The following is a 15,655-nucleotide window of genomic DNA, read 5'->3' as shown; positions in this document are numbered from 1 at the left end:
CAGCAGCACCCCCTTGCCGATGCCGTCGCCACCGCCGGATATGCATGTTCCAGCCCGGCAAAGGCATAGTTAAGCTCTTGAGCCTGCGTTGATGTGGGTACAGTCACCGCATGAATGCAGGACGGAAACGAAGAGGGGCTTGAATTGGCAGGTAATGCAACCTTCCGCCACAGCAACACCGCGCTGCTCTCGGTGAGCAGCGTCGAGGCTCCGAGGATTGTGAGCTCCACGGACTTCGACCGCCACCTGGCATCCACCCTGAAGCGGCTGAAGTTTCCGCCACGGCTGCTGGAGCGCGTTGCGGGCATCACGCACCGCCGCTGGTGGGCCCCCGGAACATCGTTCGACGACGCCGCGGTGGAAGCGGGCGCCAAGGCTCTGGCCGAGGCAGGCATCGAAGCGTCCGACGTCGGCCTGCTGATCAACACCTCGGTCACGCGGCGCAACCTGGAACCGTCCGTGGCGGTAAAGATCCACCACGGCCTCGGCCTGCCGTCGTCGGCCATGAACTTCGACCTTGCCAACGCCTGCCTTGGATTCGTGAACGCCCTGACCTTGGCAGCGAACATGATCGACTCGGGGCAGATCAGGTACGCCGTCATTGTCAACGGCGAGGATGCCCAGCTGACGCAGGAGGCCACCCTGGCCCGGTTGCAGCGGCCGGAAACCACGCGCGACGACTTCAACCGGGAGTTCGCCACGCTGACGCTGGGGTCCGGAGCTGCTGCCGCCGTCCTGGGTCCGGCCGACGAACACCCCGGTGCGCACCGGGTGGTGGGCGGAGTGATGCGCGCGGGCACGGAGCACCACGAATTGTGCGTGGGCGGCATCGACGGCATGCACACCGACACGAAAGGACTGCTCGACGGCGGCCTCCGGCTCGTCGTCGATGCGTGGCATGAAGCGCAGCCCGAGTGGGACTGGTCGGCCATGGACCGCTACGTCACGCACCAGGTCAGCAACGCCTACACCCAGGCCATCATCGACGCGATCGACCTGGACCCGGACAAGGTGCCTATCACCTTCCCGTACTGGGGCAACGTGGGGCCCGCATCGCTTCCCATGACGCTCGCGGCCGAGTCGCAGTCCCTGGGAACCGGGGACCGGGTCCTGTGCATGGGTGTGGGTTCCGGCCTGAACACCGCAATGCTGGAAATCGTTTGGTGATCGCGGACTGGCCGGGCGTCGACCCCCAGTGGTCACGCGAAGTCGACGTTGCCTCCACGTCGGGCGCCGATGCACCGGGGACGGTGCGCCGCTGGCACCTGCTGGACAACGGCGGAGAACTCTCCCGCCGCGGCCTGGCCCCCGCCGGAACCCTGCTGTGCGTGCACGGCAACCCCACCTGGTCCTACCTGTGGCGGAGCCTGCTGGCCGCCGGATCCGACCCCGCGCATCCGTGGCGGGTGGTTGCCGTGGACCAACTGAACATGGGCTTCTCCGAGCGCACCGGCACCTTCCGCCGGCTGGCTGACAGGATTAACGACCTAGGCGATCTGACCGACGCACTGGCCCTGGAGGGACCGGTCGTCTCAGTGGGCCACGACTGGGGCGGGGTGGTCAGCCTGGGCTGGGCGCTGGCCCATCAACACCAGCTGGCGGGCGTGGTACTCACCAACACGGCCGTAAACCAGCCTGCGGGCTCGTCCATTCCCCCGGCTTTGCGCCTTGCCCTGCACCCTGCCCTGCACAAGTGGGGAACCACCACCTCCGACGCTTTCCTGCGGGTGACGCATTCGCTGGCGCATCCGCCGCTGCCTGCGGATATCCGGAACGCATACATGGCCCCCTACCGCGGAGCGTTACGGCGTGCGGGGGTGGGAAACTTTGTTGCGGACATTCCCGTTGATGCTTCGCATCCCAGCTTTGCTGCGCTCACCGGCGTAGCGGAAGGCGTGCGCAGCCTGGATGTCCCTGCCCTGATGCTGTGGGGCCCGCGCGACCCGATCTTTTCGGACCGCTACCTGAAGGACCTCATCACCCGCCTACCGCACGCTGACGTGCACCGCTACGAGGGCGCCGGACACCTGCTCGCGGAAGACCGGAACGTGGCACCGGCCGTTTTCGACTGGCTGGCCGGGCGAGTCACGGGCGGCGGCAACGGTTCGCCCGCGCCCGGGCACGGCGCTTCGCAGCCATCGGCCCTCGACGGTTTCCAGCCTCTTTGGGCGGTCCTCGCGGAACTGGCGGCGGGACCCGCCGAAGGTGAAACCGCCGTCGCCGAAATGGCAGCGGACGGCACTGTAGCGCGCTCGCTTACCTGGAAGCAGCTGGAAACCAGCGTCTTCAACCTTGCCGCCGGCCTGCGCGGGGCCGGGGTGGGGCCCGGCAGCCGCGTGAGCCTCATGGTTCCGCCCGGCGTTGACCTGACCGTAGCCCTGTACGCCTGCCTGCGGCTGGGAGCGGTGGTGGTGGTGGCCGATGCCGGCCTGGGGACCAGGGGACTGAGCCGTGCCGTCAAGGGCGCCACTCCCGATTTCCTGATTGGCATCGACAAGGCACTTGCTGCTGCCCGCGCCCTGGGCTGGGCGGCCAGACGTATCAGCGTACGCGACCTGCCTGCCACCCGCCGGCGTGTCCTCGGGGTGGAAACCTCCCTCGCCGCCCTCGCCAAGGCCGGCGCACGGCATCAGGCAGAAGGTTCCGTCAAGGGCGGCACAGGGTACTGCCCGGACCCGGACTCCCCCGCGGCCGTGCTCTTTACCTCTGGCTCCACCGGTCCTGCCAAGGGCGTGCTGTACACACACCGGCAGCTCGCCGCCATGCGGGACACCGTGGCCGAAACTTTCGGGATCCATCCCGGCCACCGGCTGGTGGCGGGTTTCGCGCCCTTCGCTTTGCTGGGGCCGGCACTGGGAACCGTATCCGTGACACCGGCCATGGACGTCACGGCGCCCCGCACGCTGACGGCGCGTGCCCTCGCGGACGCCGCGGCGGCCGTCGGGGCCACGGTTGTCTTCGCGTCCCCGGCGGCCCTGCGCAATGTCGTTGCCACCAGCGGCGGCCTCACCGCGGAGGGCACCGCAGCTTTGAAACGGGTTGAACTGCTGCTTTCCGCCGGCGCTCCGGTTCCGGAACCGCTCCTTGCAGAGGTGCACCGGCTGCTGCCCGGCGCCTCGCTGCACACGCCCTACGGCATGACGGAAGCCCTGCCGGTCACGGACATCAGCCTCGAACAAATCCGGGCCGCCGAAGCCGACGCCGACTCCGGAACAATGCCCGGGGCCGGCAACGGCGTCTGCGTGGGCCGGCCCGTCCACGGCACCCGGGTAGCCGTCATCCCCCTGGCTGCGGACGGTACAGCACCCGGGTCCACTCCTGTCACGGAGGCAGGCGTCGCAGGAGAAATCCTGGTCAGTGCTCCACACGTCAAGGAGGCCTACGACCGGCTCTGGCTGACCGAAGAGGTGAGCGCCGGCGTGCCAGGATGGCACCGTACCGGCGACGTGGGCCACTTCGACGCCGCCGGACGGCTGTGGGTGGAAGGGCGCCTTGCGCACGTGATCACCGTGCCCGGTGCGGTTGTGACCCCGGTGGGCGCCGAACAGGCCATTGAACGCCGGGCCGGGGTAGGCATGGCCGCTGTCGTGGGCGTGGGACCGGCAGGGACCCAGGCCGTTACCGCCGTCGTCGAAACCGTCCCGCCGGCCGGCAAAGCCGGCCCCGCGGGCACGGAACTGGCCGGAAAGGTCCGGGAAGCAGCCCGCAGTGCAGGCGTGTCCGTGGCGGCGGTCCTGGTTGTTCCCGCGCAGCCCACCGACATCCGCCACAACGCAAAGATTGACCGGGCGCGCTTGTCCCGATGGGCTGCCTCCGTACTGGCCGGCGGCCGCCCGGGGATGCCATGAAAGTCCTGGTCACGGGTGCAAGCGGCCTGCTGGGCCGGGAAGTCGCGGCACTCCTGGTGCGCAAGGGCCACCAGGTCAGCACCTTCCAGCGGCGTGCCTCAGGGGTCGACGGCGCGGCGGACCACTGCGGCTCCCTCACCGACGATGCGGCAGTCAGGGATGCCGTTGGGGGCGCCGAAGCAGTCATCCACCTGGCAGCCAAAGTCTCCTTCACCGGCCGTGCCGCAGAGTTTGACGAGGTGAACGTCCAGGGCACCCGGCGCCTGCTCCTTGCCGCCCGCGAGGCCGGGGTGCGGGACGTGGTTTTTGTCTCCTCCCCGTCGGTGGCCAACTCGGGCGCCGCCATCGCCGGCCTGGGGGCAGAGCCGGCGGACCCGGAGCATGCCCACGGGGACTACTCCCGTACCAAGGCCCAGGCGGAACTGCTGGCCCTCGCCTCGGACGCACCCGACTTCCGTGTCGCTGCCGTGCGGCCGCACGTGGTCTGGGGCCCCGGGGACACCCAGCTGGTGGAACGTGTGCTGGCGCGGGCGGCCCGGCGCCGGCTGCCGCTGCTGGATGCGGGCGCTGCGCTGATCGACACCACATACGTGGACAACGCTGCGTCAGCGATTGTTGCGGCGCTGGAGCGCATCAACCACATCCACGGCAGGGCGCTGGTTGTCAGCAATGGGGAGCCGCGGCCGGTGGGCGAGCTGATCGCAGGCATCTGCGCTGCCGGTGGCGTGCCCGCGCCGTCGTGGTCCGTGCCGGGACGGCTTGCCCGCATTGCGGGATCCGTGGTGGAACGGGCGTGGCTCACCTTTGGGAAGCGGGACGAACCGCCCATGACCAGGTTCCTTGCCGAGCAGCTGTCCACGGCGCACTGGTTCGACCAGCGCGAGACCCGGAGGCTCCTCGACTGGACCCCGGCGGTGTCGATCGACGAAGGCCTGGCCCGGCTGGCAGCGCACTACGGCTCCCGCTGAGCCACATGCTGCGGCTGGACCGGCTGGCGCTACCAGCGGCCGTTGCGCGGCCGCGGCTGGCACACCGGGCAGGTGTGGGACGAACGGTTCATGAACTGCTCGCGGCGGATGACGGCGTGGATTCCTGCTGCCGCGCACCGCTTGCACGGCTCGCCCTGGCGGCCGTAGGCGTTGAGGGACCGGTCGAAGTAGCCTGAGGCACCGTTGACGTTCACGTACAGGGAATCGAAGCTGGTTCCCCCTGCTGCCAGGGCATCCAGCATTACCTCGCGGGCGCTGTCGAGGACACGCCGGGCCTCGCCCCGGCGGAGGGTGTCAGTGGGCCGGGCGTAATGCAGCCGGGCACGCCACAGGGCTTCGTCGGCGTAGATGTTTCCGATCCCGGAGACCAGCCCCTGGTCCAGCAGTGCCCGCTTCAGTCCGGTCCTGCGCTTTCGCAGGCGCTGGTAGAAGAGGTCGAAGGAGAAGGAGGGATCCAGGGGATCGCGCGCAATGTGTGCCGCCTCCCCTGCGATCAGCGGGAGGGGAGTCTCCGCGAGGCCGCCCGGGCCGCCGTCGTCCGTGGGTACCAATGCGGTGACGAAGAGGCCGCCGAAGATCCGCTGGTCCACGAACCGCAGCTGGTCCGGCATGCCGTCCCGGGGACTGAGCCGGAACCGGATTTTCAGGTGTTTTTCATCGGGAACGCCGGGGCCCTGCATCAACAGCTGCCCGCTCATGCCCAGATGCGCCATGAGCGCCACTTCCGGCAGGCGGGGGGTGTCCTGGTTGTCTGCGGCAGCCGTGCCGTCCAGCAACGGCATCCAGAGGAACTTGCCGCGGCGCACGACGTCGGACACGGTAGCGCCTTCAAGGTTTCCGATGAAGTCCCCCGCGCCGAGGGCATGGCGCCGGATGGAGCGTGGATCGAGGACTTCCACGGCGCGGATGGTCCTGCCGCGGACCCAGTTGACCAGGCCTCGGCGCACTACTTCGACCTCGGGCAGTTCAGGCACGGAGCGCTACTTGGCAGCTACGGGGCCCGCGGAGGTGCTGGCGGCAGCCTGGGCTTCAGCCCCGGAAAGTACCCGCCAGGCATCTGCCGCGGCTTCCTGTTCGGCTTCCTTTTTGGAGTGGCCGGAGCCCCTGCCGTAGGCCGTGCCGCCAATGTTCAGTACCGCAGTGAAGGTGCGGGCATGGTCCGGGCCGGAGCCATCCACTGCGTAGTGGATGCTTCCCAGCTGCCGGCTGGCTGCAAGTTCCTGGATGCTGGTCTTCCAGTCGGTCCCGGCCCCCAGGGCGGCGGCGTCCTTCAGCAGCGGACCGATCAGCCGCATGACCAGCTGGCGCGCAGTTTCAATGTCGTTGGAGACGTAAGTTGCCCCGATCAGGGCCTCCATGGTGTCCGCGAGGATGGAGGCCTTGTTTTTGCCGTGGGTGAGCTTTTCGCCCTGCCCCAGGTAGATGTACTCACCAATGCCCAGGCTGCGTCCGATGCCGGCCAGTGCCCGGGTACTGACGACGGCGGACCGGCGCTTGGCGAGTTCGCCTTCGGGCAGGTCCGGGTTGTCCCGGTAAAGGGCATCGGTTACGGAGAATCCCAGGATGGAGTCACCCAGGAACTCAAGCCGCTCGTTGGTGGGTATGCCGCCGTTCTCGTACGCGTAGGAACGGTGGGTAAGCGCAAGACGAAGCGTCCCGGCGTCAATAGTGACACCGAGACGCTTCAGAAGCTCTTCAGTTGAAGACATCAGTCAGCCTGTTGGGCCGATTAGACGTCAGCGACCTTGCGGCCCTTGTACTCAAGGAACAGCGCAGTGCCAGCAGAGTCGGTAACGACCTTTGCCTGGTGCGGCAGGCTGTAGGTGACCTGGCCGTTTTCAACGGTCTTCACCAGGTGGGGGGCGGTCGCCTTCCACTGCGAGCGGCGGGCGCGGGTATTCGAGCGAGACATTTTCCGCTTGGGAACAGCCACGGCTAACTCATTTCTCTCTAGACAAACACGTACAAATCAATTTTGCCGGTCAGGCTTAGCCATATCAGCTAGGGCAGCCCAGCGAGGATCCAGGACCTCGTGGTGGTGCCCCGGCTCGTCTTCCAGGCGAGCTCCGCATTCGGAGCAAAGGCCCTGGCAGTCTTCCCGGCACACCGGCTGGAACGGCAGATTGGTGACAACCGCGTCCCGCAACACCGGTTCAAGATCGATTACATCGTGCTCGACTCGACGTTGCTCTTCATCTTCTTCTCCGTCCGAAAGCTGAGCGCCCTCGTAGAAGAAAAGTTCTTGCACATTGACCTCAAGGTCATACGCAAGGGGATCCAGGCATCGGCCGCATTCGCCGGTAACTTCGGCAAGAACGGTTCCTGATACCAGAATTCCTTCGTGTACGGCCTCCAGCCTCAGGTCCAGCTCGACATCCGAGCCTTCCTGAACACCAATGAGCGCCACACCAAGATCACCCGGTGCGGGTACATGTTCCTTCAGTGTCCGCATGCTTCCCGGGCTGCGCCCGAGGTCCTTGACGTCGAACGCCAGGGGCGAACCAGCATCTCTGTTAATGAGAACTCCTGTTGAACATATGACCGACGTACCATCCTAGCCTGAAGAGCCATGGTGACTCAAACCGGCAGGACGCAGCGCCGAAGTACCGATCCAGCTTACCGCTTTGGCTGCTGATCCGGCGAAGGCTCGCCGGAAACCATTCGGCGGTGCACCGACCGGGGCACATAGTCCGACACGCTGCCGCCCAGGGAAGACACCTCTTTGATCAAGGTGGAGGACAGGTGGACGTAGCGGGCCTCGGCCGGGAGGAAGACAGTCTCCACCCCGCTCAACTGCCTGTTCATGGTGGCCATGGGAAGCTCGTAATCAAAGTCCGACGACGACCGGAGCCCCTTGACGATGGCAGACACGCCCCGCTGGCGGCAGTACTCCGCCAGGAGCCCCTCACCCACCGGCTCCACCACGATGCCCTTGAGCAACGCCAGGGTTTCGCGCGCCATCTCCAGCCGCTCCTCCAGGCTGAACATGTACTTCTTGGCGTAGTTGGTGGAGACGGCCACAATGACCTCGTCGAAAAGCCCGGCGGCCCGTGCGATTACTTCGAGATGGCCGTTGTGGATGGGGTCGAAGGATCCGGGGCACACAGCGCGTCTCATGCTCCGAACCTACCCCATGGAAAGGCCGGGATACCATGACTGGATGCATCCTCCACGGGAACTTTCCACCCCCCTGGCACCTGCCCCCTGGCAGCGCACCGCGCTCGGCGCCAACCTCCTGGCGCCGGATGGCGGCCTGGGTGTCACCATCTTCGAAGAGATGACCACCCTGGCCGTCCAGACCGGCGCCATCAACCTGGGACAGGGCTTCCCCGATGAGGACGGCCCGGCCGAAATCCGGGAGGCAGCGCGTGCGGCCATCGCTGCCGGGGCGAACCAGTACGCGCCGGGCAAGGGCCTCCCCGAACTCCGTGAGGCCGTGGCGGCACACCAGGAACGCTTTTACGGGCTGGTGCCGGACCCGGCAACCGAGGTCATCATCACCACCGGGGCCACCGAAGGCATCGCCGCTTCTATCCTGGCCTTCTCAGGGCCGGGTGATGAGGTCCTGACGTTCGAGCCATTCTACGACTCCTACGGCGCGGTCATTGGACTCTCCGGCGCCTCCCACGTCACCGTGCCGCTGGCCGCCCCGGACTTCATGCCGGACCCGGCGGCACTGGAGGCCGCCTTCAGTGAGCGGACACGCCTGGTACTGCTGAACAATCCGCACAATCCCACCGGCGCGGTTTTTCCGCCTGCCGTCCTGCAGCGGGTGGTGGACCTTGCGGAGAAGCACGGCAGCATCATCATCACGGACGAGGTGTACGAGCACCTCACCTTCGGGGTAAGCCATACTCCCGTGGCCACGCTTCCCCGCGCCGCGGAACGCACCATCACCATTTCCTCTGCCGGAAAGACGTTTTCCCTGACCGGGTGGAAGATCGGCTGGCTGACCGGGCCCGAGGAACTGGTTGCCGCCGTCCGCACGGTGAAGCAGTTCCTCACCTACAGCTCAGGCACTCCTTTTCAGGCGGCGATCGCCTCAGGCCTGGCCCTGCCTGACAGCTTCTATACCGGTATCGCCTCTGCCCTGGAGCAGAAGCGCGACATTCTCAGTGCCGGGCTCAGGGCTGCGGGCTTCGAGGTTTTCACGCCGCAGGGAACCTACTTCGTCAATGTGGACACCGCGCCGCTGGGCATAACAGACGCCCTGGACCTTGCCCGCCGCCTGCCGGCGCTGGTGGGTGTCGCCGCCATCCCCGTTCCGGTCTTCTGCCATCCGGAAGGAGCGGAACGGACGCGAAGCCTGCTCCGGTTTGCCTTCTGCAAGAAGACGGAAGTCCTCGAAGAGGCTGCGGCGAGGCTGGCCACCCTGCGCAGCCGGCTCTGATGCCCGGCCGAAGCGGCGGGCCCTTCAGCCGGTTCCTGCGCACCACGGGCCAGCACGCCACCATCGAAGCCGATTCGTTTACTGACGGGGGCTATGTGCTCAGCATCGGTGGTGCCGAGCAGTCCCACGTCAACCTTGACCGGCCGGAGGACATCTTTTACGAGTACCTCCGCAGGATCGGACACCTGGTGGATCTGGCTGCACCCCGCGGCGAACCGGTCAGGGCCCTCCACCTGGGAGCAGGGGCCCTGACGCTGGCCCGGTACATCCAGGCCACACGCTCCGGTTCAACCCAGTACGCGGTTGAGCTGGAACGTGAGCTGCTGGACTTTGTCCTCCGGCACCTCCCCATGCCCGAGGGAACGGACCTGACCACCATCATCGGCGACGCCCGCCAGGCACTCGGTGCGCTCGATCCCGGCCTCACGTTCGACGTCGTGATCCTGGACATCTTTTCCGGCCCGGACGCGCCCGCCCACATCGCCACCAGCGGCTTCTACCGCGAGGCCAGGGAACGTTTGCGCCCGAACGGACTGCTGATCGTCAATGTGGGCGACGAAGCGGCCCTCACCCTGGTCAGGAGCCAGGTGGCGGCGATGCGGGAGGCCATGGCTGACGTGGCGGCCTTTGCGGAAGCGGGCATGTTCGAGGGCAGGTATCCGGGCAACATCATCCTGGCAGGGACGCAGGGCCCCTGGCCGGAATCCTGGACGGCTGAGCTGACCGCACGGGGTCCGCACCCTGCGCGTGTCGTGGCGGGAGTGGATCTGGACCCGTTCTCCAGCCAGGACAGCTAGGCCCCAGGGGCGTCGGGCCCGGCAGCGTCAGCCAGGTCATCGGCAGCGATCGCGTCGGGCACGAACGGCTCGGCGAACCACAACCGGGTCTCCCCGTACTTCTTCTCGGCGAACCTCGTCATCCCGTCCGGCCACTCTGGTTCCGGGGAGCGCGAGGAGCGTTCCACCACCACAACGGCGCCCGGGACCAGGTGCACGGCGAGCTTCCGCAGCACCGCTGACAGTGCGGGATCCTCCAACGGATACGGCGGATCCAGGAACACCAGGTCCCAGACGGCGGATTCTGCGGACCGGTCCAGGAAAGGCTCAACCTTGGAGCGGTGAACCGTGACGGCTTTGCGGCCCAGCACGCCGTTGATGAGGTCGGCGTTGCGCTGGCACACGGCGCTGGCCTTGGCGTCGGACTCCACCAGGTCCACTGTCTGCGCTCCCCTGCTGCCGCTTTCCACCCCCAGGGCACCCGAACCGGCATAGAGATCCAGCACCCGGGCGCCCGCAATGACGTCGAAGGCTTCGAGGCGGGAGAACAGCGCTTCCTTCACCCTGTCTGTGGTGGGCCTGGTCAAGGACCCCGGGACCGCCGCCAGCGGCGTGCCGCCACCTGCACCGGCGATAATCCGGGTCACCGCGCCCACCACGATCCGCCGGCGCCCGGTGCGCTTCTGTTGCTAACCGCGTTCAAGGAACGCCTCCTTCTCGGGGTTGAGGTACTTCTCGATGGCATCGGCGAGTTCCGGGTGGCCGGACAGCATTGGGTCGCCGCCAACAATTGCCTGGGCGTCTTCCCTCGCGCGGGCAATCACGTCTTCGTGTTCGAGGACCCGCAGCAGTTTCAGCGTTGACCTTCCGCCGGACTGGGAAGCGCCCAGGATATCGCCCTCACGCCGCAGCTTGAGGTCTTCCTGCGAGAGGACAAAACCGTCAGTGGTGGCGGCCACGGCCTCCAGCCGCCGCCGGCTTGGGTGGCCGGGTTCAAGGGCGGTGACCAGCAGGCAGGTACCCGGCAGGCCACCGCGGCCCACGCGGCCGCGCAGCTGGTGCAACTGGGAAATCCCGAACCTGTCGGCGTCGAGGATGACCATCAAGGTGGCGTTGTGGACATCCACCCCCACCTCGATCACGGTGGTGGAGACGAGCAGCTTGATGCGGTTGGCGGTGAACCCGGCCATGGTGTCCGTCTTCAGCTCCGGGTCCTGCCGGCCGTGGAGGGGAGCCAGCGGCACCCCGGCCAGCGACGGCTCGGCGAGCAGATGGTCCACGACGGCGGTGACGGACGCGAGCTCCCGCGTCTCCTCCCCTTCCATGCCCGGAGGCGCCGCCTCCCCCGGACTGAAGTCGCCGTCGTCGTCTGTTCCGATCTTGGGACAGACCACGTACACCTGGTGGCCGGCGTCGATCTCCTCCCCTGGCACGAGCCCAGATCCGCCCCGCCCAGCCGGGATTCTCCGCAAGGCCCACGAGATGGGTGCTGATCGGCGCCCGCCCCTTTGGCAGTTCGTCGAGGGTGGAGGTTTCAAGGTCGCCAAAGACGGTCATGGCCACGGTGCGGGGAATGGGGGTGGCGGTCATGACCAGCAGGTGCGGCGGCTTCCGGGCCTTTGCGCGCAGGGCATCGCGTTGTTCCACGCCGAAGCGGTGCTGCTCGTCCACCACGATCAGGCCGAGGTCGTAGAAAGAGACGTTGTCGCTGAGCAGCGCATGGGTGCCGATGATGATCCCTGCGGTCCCTGAGGCTGCGTCCAGCATGGCTTGTTTCCGCGCCGCCGTGGGCATGGACCCGGTCAGCAGCGTGACCTGCACGGAAGGCCCGTTGCCTCCTGCCAGCCCGCCCAGCAGTCCGTCGCCGGAAAGCACGCCCAGGGTGCGGCGGATGGAGTCGTAGTGCTGGGCGGCGAGCACTTCGGTGGGGGCCAGGAGCGCAGCCTGGCCCCCGGCGTCGATCACCTGCAGCATGGCCCGCAGCGCCACCACGGTCTTCCCGGAGCCCACTTCGCCCTGGAGCAGACGGTTCATGGGGGCGGCCTGTGCCAGCTCCGCGGCGAGGGTCCTGCCGACTGCGGCCTGGCCGGCCGTGAGCGTAAACGGCAGGTTCTGGTCGAAGGCGGCCAGGATACCGTCGGTGACGGGGCGCCGGGCGGTGGCTTCCTCGGCGGCGAGCTGGGCCCGCCGCCGGGCAAGCGCGGACTGCAGCACCAGGGCTTCCTGGTACCGGAACCGGTCCCGGGCGTGTTTCCAGTCGGCAGCGGTTTCGGGCGCATGGATGAGCCGGTACGCGTCCGCAACTGGCAGGAAGGCTTCCCTCGCGGCGACGGGGGGCGGAAGGGGGTCGGGCAGCGAGTCGAGGTCCACGGTTTCGAGCAGGGTGCCCACTACCTTCTGGATCCTCCAGCTGGGTAGCTTGGCTGTTGCCGGGTACACGGGGATGGGCATGGCTGCGAGCTTTTCGGGGTCCCCGCTGCCTTGGACGAAGGGGTCATCGTCCAGGAGCTGGAAGTCCGGGTTGGTGAGGCCCAGCTGGCCTTTGAAGCTGGTGACCTTTCCTGAGAACAGGGCCCGGCGTCCCTGCAGGAGTTCGGCTTTTGCCTTGTAGCCGTTAAAAAAGCTGATCTTGAGGGTCCCAGGCACTCTGCCGCGGTAGTCCGTGCCACCCACCAGCCGGAGCCCTTGCTGCCCGTCGTCATCGGAAACTATGACGTCGGTGATGGTCCCGCGCCGTGCCTGCATATGCCGGGTGCTGCTGGACAGCACCCGGGCAATGAGGGTGACTTCTTCGTTAAGCGGGAGCTCGCTGATGGGGGTCAGCTCGCCCCGCATCAGGTAACGGCGGGGAAAGTAGTTCAGAAGGCCTTCGACGGTGTCGATGCCGAGGTGTTTCTCAATGACGGCGGCGGAGCGCTTTCCAATCCGGCGCTCCAGGGCCAGATCCAGCTCAGCGTTCATGCCCGGCGGTGTTCACCTTTTCCACGTCCGGGTCCCGGGGAAGCGCCAGCTCACTGATGCTGATCTGGGACGGCTCACCCAGGGACCGGATGATTTGCACAGCGGGGTCGGGGTCCGGGACGTGCACGTGTACCCGCCACCGGTAGTTGCCTTCAGGATCCGGACCGTTGCCCACCTGGCTCATGATGACGGACTGGCCGATCTCGTCCAGCCGCTGGCGGAGGGTGGCGGCGTTAAGGGGCGAAAGGGTGATGGTGCACATCACTTCCACCCCATCGTCGTCCGGCATGGAGGTGTGGATGTGGGGATCGGAGACGTCGTAGCCGTGCAGGCCGTCGAGGAGTTCGCTCTGCAGTTCCTGGCCCAGGACCGCGGAGCGGAGGCAGTCGAGGATCAGCAGCATGCCCACGCCGCCTGCATCCACCACCCGGGCGGACTGCAGCAGATCGAGCTGCTCCTCGGTGTGGATCACGGCGGCCAGCGCGCCCTCCACCGCGGCGTCGAGGGCGAGGCCCAACGCATGGTTGCTGTCGTCGCCGTCCTGGGTGGCGTCGACGGCGGCGGCGGCGCGGGCGGCCGCTTCCATGACCGAAAGCATGGTGCCCGGAACGGGATCACTCAGTGCGGACCATGCGCGGATCTGGGCGCGGTTCAGCGCTGCCGACAGGAGGGCGGACGTCAACCGGGTGTGGCCGGCCAGGGGCTCGGCGGCAGCGCAGAGAAACACGGAGAAAAGCGTCCCGGAGTTCCCCCTGGCCTCCTCCATTGCGGCCTGCCCGGCCACGGCAAGGACTTCCCCGACGTCTACCGGGGCCGGCTGGTCCTCGCTCAGCACCAGGGACCGGGCGGCAGCGCGGACAGTGAGGTACAGGTTGGTGCCGGTATCACCGTCAGCCACCGGGAAGATGTTGATGGCGTTGAGCCGGTCGCTGTGGTTTCCCAGGGCTGTTTCAGCCTTGCCCAGCCACCTCTTCATCGCCAGCGCGTTGGCAGCAACCTTAGTGTGCAAAGTGATCCCATCCCCCGGTGTCCGCGGCCCGGCCCGCTATCAGGACGCCCGGGCCTTCGTCGGTACCGAGTGCATGTATCGAGCCTATCGCAGTGAATCCGGGTGGCAGCTGAACGCTGTCAGGGAATGTGGCCAGCAGCCCGTGATCCTCGCCGCCGCCGAGTACCCACTGCCCTGCATCACCGCCCAGCAGGGCCGATGCCGGGGACAGGAGATCCGCCAACTGGGCCAAGCGGACGGGATCGAGGGCGATACCGACATTGCTGGCCGCGGCCAGCCGGTTCCCGTCGCGCAGCAGTCCGTCGGAGACGTCCAGCATCGCTGTGGCACCGGCCGCCCGGGCCGCCGGGCCGGCATCCAGCGGCGGACGCGGACGGCACTGCAGGTCCACGAAGACACGTTCCGCCGGGTTGAGGCTGTCCACGGCGATGTCCGACTCAAGCAGGGCCAGGCCGGCCGCGGCATGGCCGGCTGTTCCTGCCAGCGCCAGGATATCTCCGGGCTGCGCGCCGGACCGGAGGACTGGCCGGCCGCCGTCGAGCGTTCCCAGCACTGCCACTGTCACTGAGATTTCCGTGCCGCGGCCCAGGTCCCCGCCGGCTACCGAACAGCGGGTTGCCCCGAGGTTGCGGATTCCGGCTGTCAATCCGTCCGCCAGGTCCTCCACCCACCTGACGGGCGTGTCAATGGGGAGGGTGAGGCTGACCACCATGGACGTTGCGTTTGCGCCCATGGCGTTGATATCGCTGAGGTTCTGCGCCGCAGCCTTCCAGCCGACGTCGAACCCGGTGGTGCGGTAGCCATTGGGCCACACGAGCCGGAAATCCTGGTCCTGCACCTGGGTGTCGATGCTGATGACGGTCTTCCCGTCCGGGGCTGCGACGACGGCCGCGTCATCCCCGGGCCCCAGCAGCGTGCTCGAAGCGTGGCCGCCCTCCATCCGGAGGCGCGGAAAGATCCGGGCCAGCAGATCGGCTTCGGAAAGGCCGGCGACGGTGGGCTGGCGGTCAACGCGGTTACGGAGGTCTTCAGGCACGCCACTACGCTACCGCGCCCGGCAGACATCGTGTCCGGGTGCGGACGGCGACGGCGATAGGCTGGAAGCATGCACCATCCCCAACTGCCCCTGTCCGCCCGCGCCGCCAGGGCGGCGATGGTTGGGGGAATCGCCGCGCTCTCCTTGACTGCCTGCTCCCCCGCAGTGGACGTCACCGCCGCCAAGGACGCGGCCAACCCGATGTGCGCGCCGATGATGGTGGCCTTGCCGGATGCCATCGGCGATTCGAAACTGCGGAAGACCAACAGCCAGGCCACCGCCGCCTGGGGCGACCCCTCGCTTGTCATCCTCCGCTGCGGCGTCAATGTGCCGGGGCCGACGACGGACCGCTGCGTCACCGTCAACGGCATCGACTGGGTCATCAAGGAAGGCAACCCGGTGTGGACGCTGACCACCTACGGGCGGGAACCGGCCACGGAAATCCTGATGGACCCGGACAAGATCAGCTCCGCCACGGTACTCGCGGACCTCGCCGCAGCAGCGGGCAAGGTGCCGTCCTCGCGGAACTGCGTGGGCCAGGAAGACCTGCAGAACCTGCCGAAAAGCCAGTAGCTTTTCGACCGAACCACCAGGTGCCGGTGGTGGGCCCACGCCGGCAGGGTTCCCTGGCCGGAGCGAAGCGAGG

14 protein-coding genes and 1 pseudogene are annotated in these 15,655 nt (G+C 67.6%); 6 read left to right on the top strand and 9 right to left on the bottom strand.

Features of this window, described 5'->3' with window-relative positions; all coding sequences use genetic code 11:
- Window positions 1–114 precede the first annotated feature (114 nt).
- The 3 genes from QFZ57_RS13150 to QFZ57_RS13140 are packed head-to-tail and all read left to right on the top strand — an operon-like array spanning window position 115 to window position 4,816.
- A complete protein-coding gene (locus QFZ57_RS13150; protein ID WP_306900559.1) occupies window positions 115–1,167 on the top strand; it encodes a 3-oxoacyl-ACP synthase III in 1,053 nt (350 codons plus the stop codon).
- Window positions 1,161–3,848: an alpha/beta fold hydrolase gene (locus QFZ57_RS13145; RefSeq protein WP_306900558.1), complete on the top strand. Its 2,688-nt coding sequence runs from the start codon at window positions 1,161–1,163 to the stop codon at window positions 3,846–3,848. Before QFZ57_RS13150 ends, QFZ57_RS13145 begins: the two co-directional genes overlap by 7 nt.
- Window positions 3,845–4,816: an NAD-dependent epimerase/dehydratase family protein gene (locus QFZ57_RS13140; protein WP_306630830.1), complete on the top strand. Its 972-nt coding sequence runs from the start codon at window positions 3,845–3,847 to the stop codon at window positions 4,814–4,816. Before QFZ57_RS13145 ends, QFZ57_RS13140 begins: the two co-directional genes overlap by 4 nt.
- Before the next feature lie 29 nt (window positions 4,817–4,845).
- Here the strand turns inward: QFZ57_RS13140 and mutM are convergent, their stop codons facing one another.
- The 5 genes from mutM to coaD form a co-directional block, all read right to left on the bottom strand.
- Window positions 4,846–5,811, bottom strand: a complete 966-nt coding sequence (gene mutM / locus QFZ57_RS13135) for a bifunctional DNA-formamidopyrimidine glycosylase/DNA-(apurinic or apyrimidinic site) lyase (RefSeq protein ID WP_306900557.1) — start codon at window positions 5,809–5,811, stop codon at window positions 4,846–4,848.
- Between the two features lie 6 nt (window positions 5,812–5,817).
- Window positions 5,818–6,546 (bottom strand): ribonuclease III, encoded by a 729-nt coding sequence (gene rnc / locus QFZ57_RS13130; RefSeq protein WP_306630828.1) that lies wholly within the window; start codon window positions 6,544–6,546, stop codon window positions 5,818–5,820.
- A gap of 20 nt (window positions 6,547–6,566) precedes the next feature.
- A complete protein-coding gene (gene rpmF / locus QFZ57_RS13125; protein ID WP_009356569.1) occupies window positions 6,567–6,770 on the bottom strand; it encodes a 50S ribosomal protein L32 in 204 nt (67 codons plus the stop codon).
- A gap of 36 nt (window positions 6,771–6,806) precedes the next feature.
- Complete coding sequence (locus tag QFZ57_RS13120) at window positions 6,807–7,331, bottom strand: YceD family protein (RefSeq protein WP_306632507.1); 525 nt, start codon at window positions 7,329–7,331, stop codon at window positions 6,807–6,809.
- A 122-nt stretch (window positions 7,332–7,453) separates the two neighbouring features.
- A complete protein-coding gene (gene coaD / locus QFZ57_RS13115) occupies window positions 7,454–7,954 on the bottom strand; it encodes a pantetheine-phosphate adenylyltransferase (protein WP_306630827.1) in 501 nt (166 codons plus the stop codon).
- A gap of 43 nt (window positions 7,955–7,997) precedes the next feature.
- Between coaD and QFZ57_RS13110 the strand changes: the two genes are divergently transcribed.
- Both QFZ57_RS13110 and QFZ57_RS13105 read left to right on the top strand, forming a co-directional pair.
- Window positions 7,998–9,227, top strand: coding sequence for an aminotransferase class I/II-fold pyridoxal phosphate-dependent enzyme (locus tag QFZ57_RS13110; protein ID WP_306630826.1), 1,230 nt, complete (start codon window positions 7,998–8,000; stop codon window positions 9,225–9,227).
- Window positions 9,227–10,024 carry a spermidine synthase gene (locus tag QFZ57_RS13105; protein ID WP_306630825.1) on the top strand — a complete coding sequence of 266 codons (798 nt, stop codon included), beginning with the start codon at window positions 9,227–9,229 and terminating at the stop codon, window positions 10,022–10,024. The genes QFZ57_RS13110 and QFZ57_RS13105 overlap by 1 nt, the downstream gene beginning before the upstream one ends.
- On the opposite strand, the gene rsmD is transcribed toward QFZ57_RS13105, so the two are convergent.
- From rsmD to thiL, 4 genes and pseudogenes are all read right to left on the bottom strand, one after another.
- Window positions 10,021–10,650 (bottom strand): 16S rRNA (guanine(966)-N(2))-methyltransferase RsmD, encoded by a 630-nt coding sequence (gene rsmD, locus QFZ57_RS13100; RefSeq protein WP_306630824.1) that lies wholly within the window; start codon window positions 10,648–10,650, stop codon window positions 10,021–10,023. The genes QFZ57_RS13105 and rsmD overlap by 4 nt on opposite strands.
- Window positions 10,651–10,692: 42 nt before the next feature.
- Window positions 10,693–12,964 (bottom strand): annotated as a pseudogene (locus tag QFZ57_RS13095) (ATP-dependent DNA helicase RecG).
- On the bottom strand, window positions 12,954–13,940 hold the full coding sequence (locus QFZ57_RS13090) for a DAK2 domain-containing protein (RefSeq protein WP_306632506.1): 987 nt from the start codon (window positions 13,938–13,940) through the stop codon (window positions 12,954–12,956). Before QFZ57_RS13090 ends, QFZ57_RS13095 begins: the two are co-directional and overlap by 11 nt.
- 22 nt (window positions 13,941–13,962) lie before the next feature.
- Window positions 13,963–15,009 (bottom strand): thiamine-phosphate kinase, encoded by a 1,047-nt coding sequence (gene thiL, locus QFZ57_RS13085; RefSeq protein ID WP_306900556.1) that lies wholly within the window; start codon window positions 15,007–15,009, stop codon window positions 13,963–13,965.
- A gap of 69 nt (window positions 15,010–15,078) precedes the next feature.
- On the opposite strand from thiL, the gene QFZ57_RS13080 reads away from it, so the two are divergent.
- Window positions 15,079–15,582 (top strand): DUF3515 domain-containing protein, encoded by a 504-nt coding sequence (locus QFZ57_RS13080; RefSeq protein WP_306630821.1) that lies wholly within the window; start codon window positions 15,079–15,081, stop codon window positions 15,580–15,582.
- The last annotated feature ends 73 nt before the right edge of the window (window positions 15,583–15,655 follow it).

It is taken from the genome of Arthrobacter sp. B1I2, assembly GCF_030816485.1.
Lineage (GTDB): Bacteria > Actinomycetota > Actinomycetes > Actinomycetales > Micrococcaceae > Arthrobacter.
The sequence above is the reverse complement of the archived record's forward strand: the minus strand, read 5'-3'. Positions and strand labels throughout refer to the sequence as shown.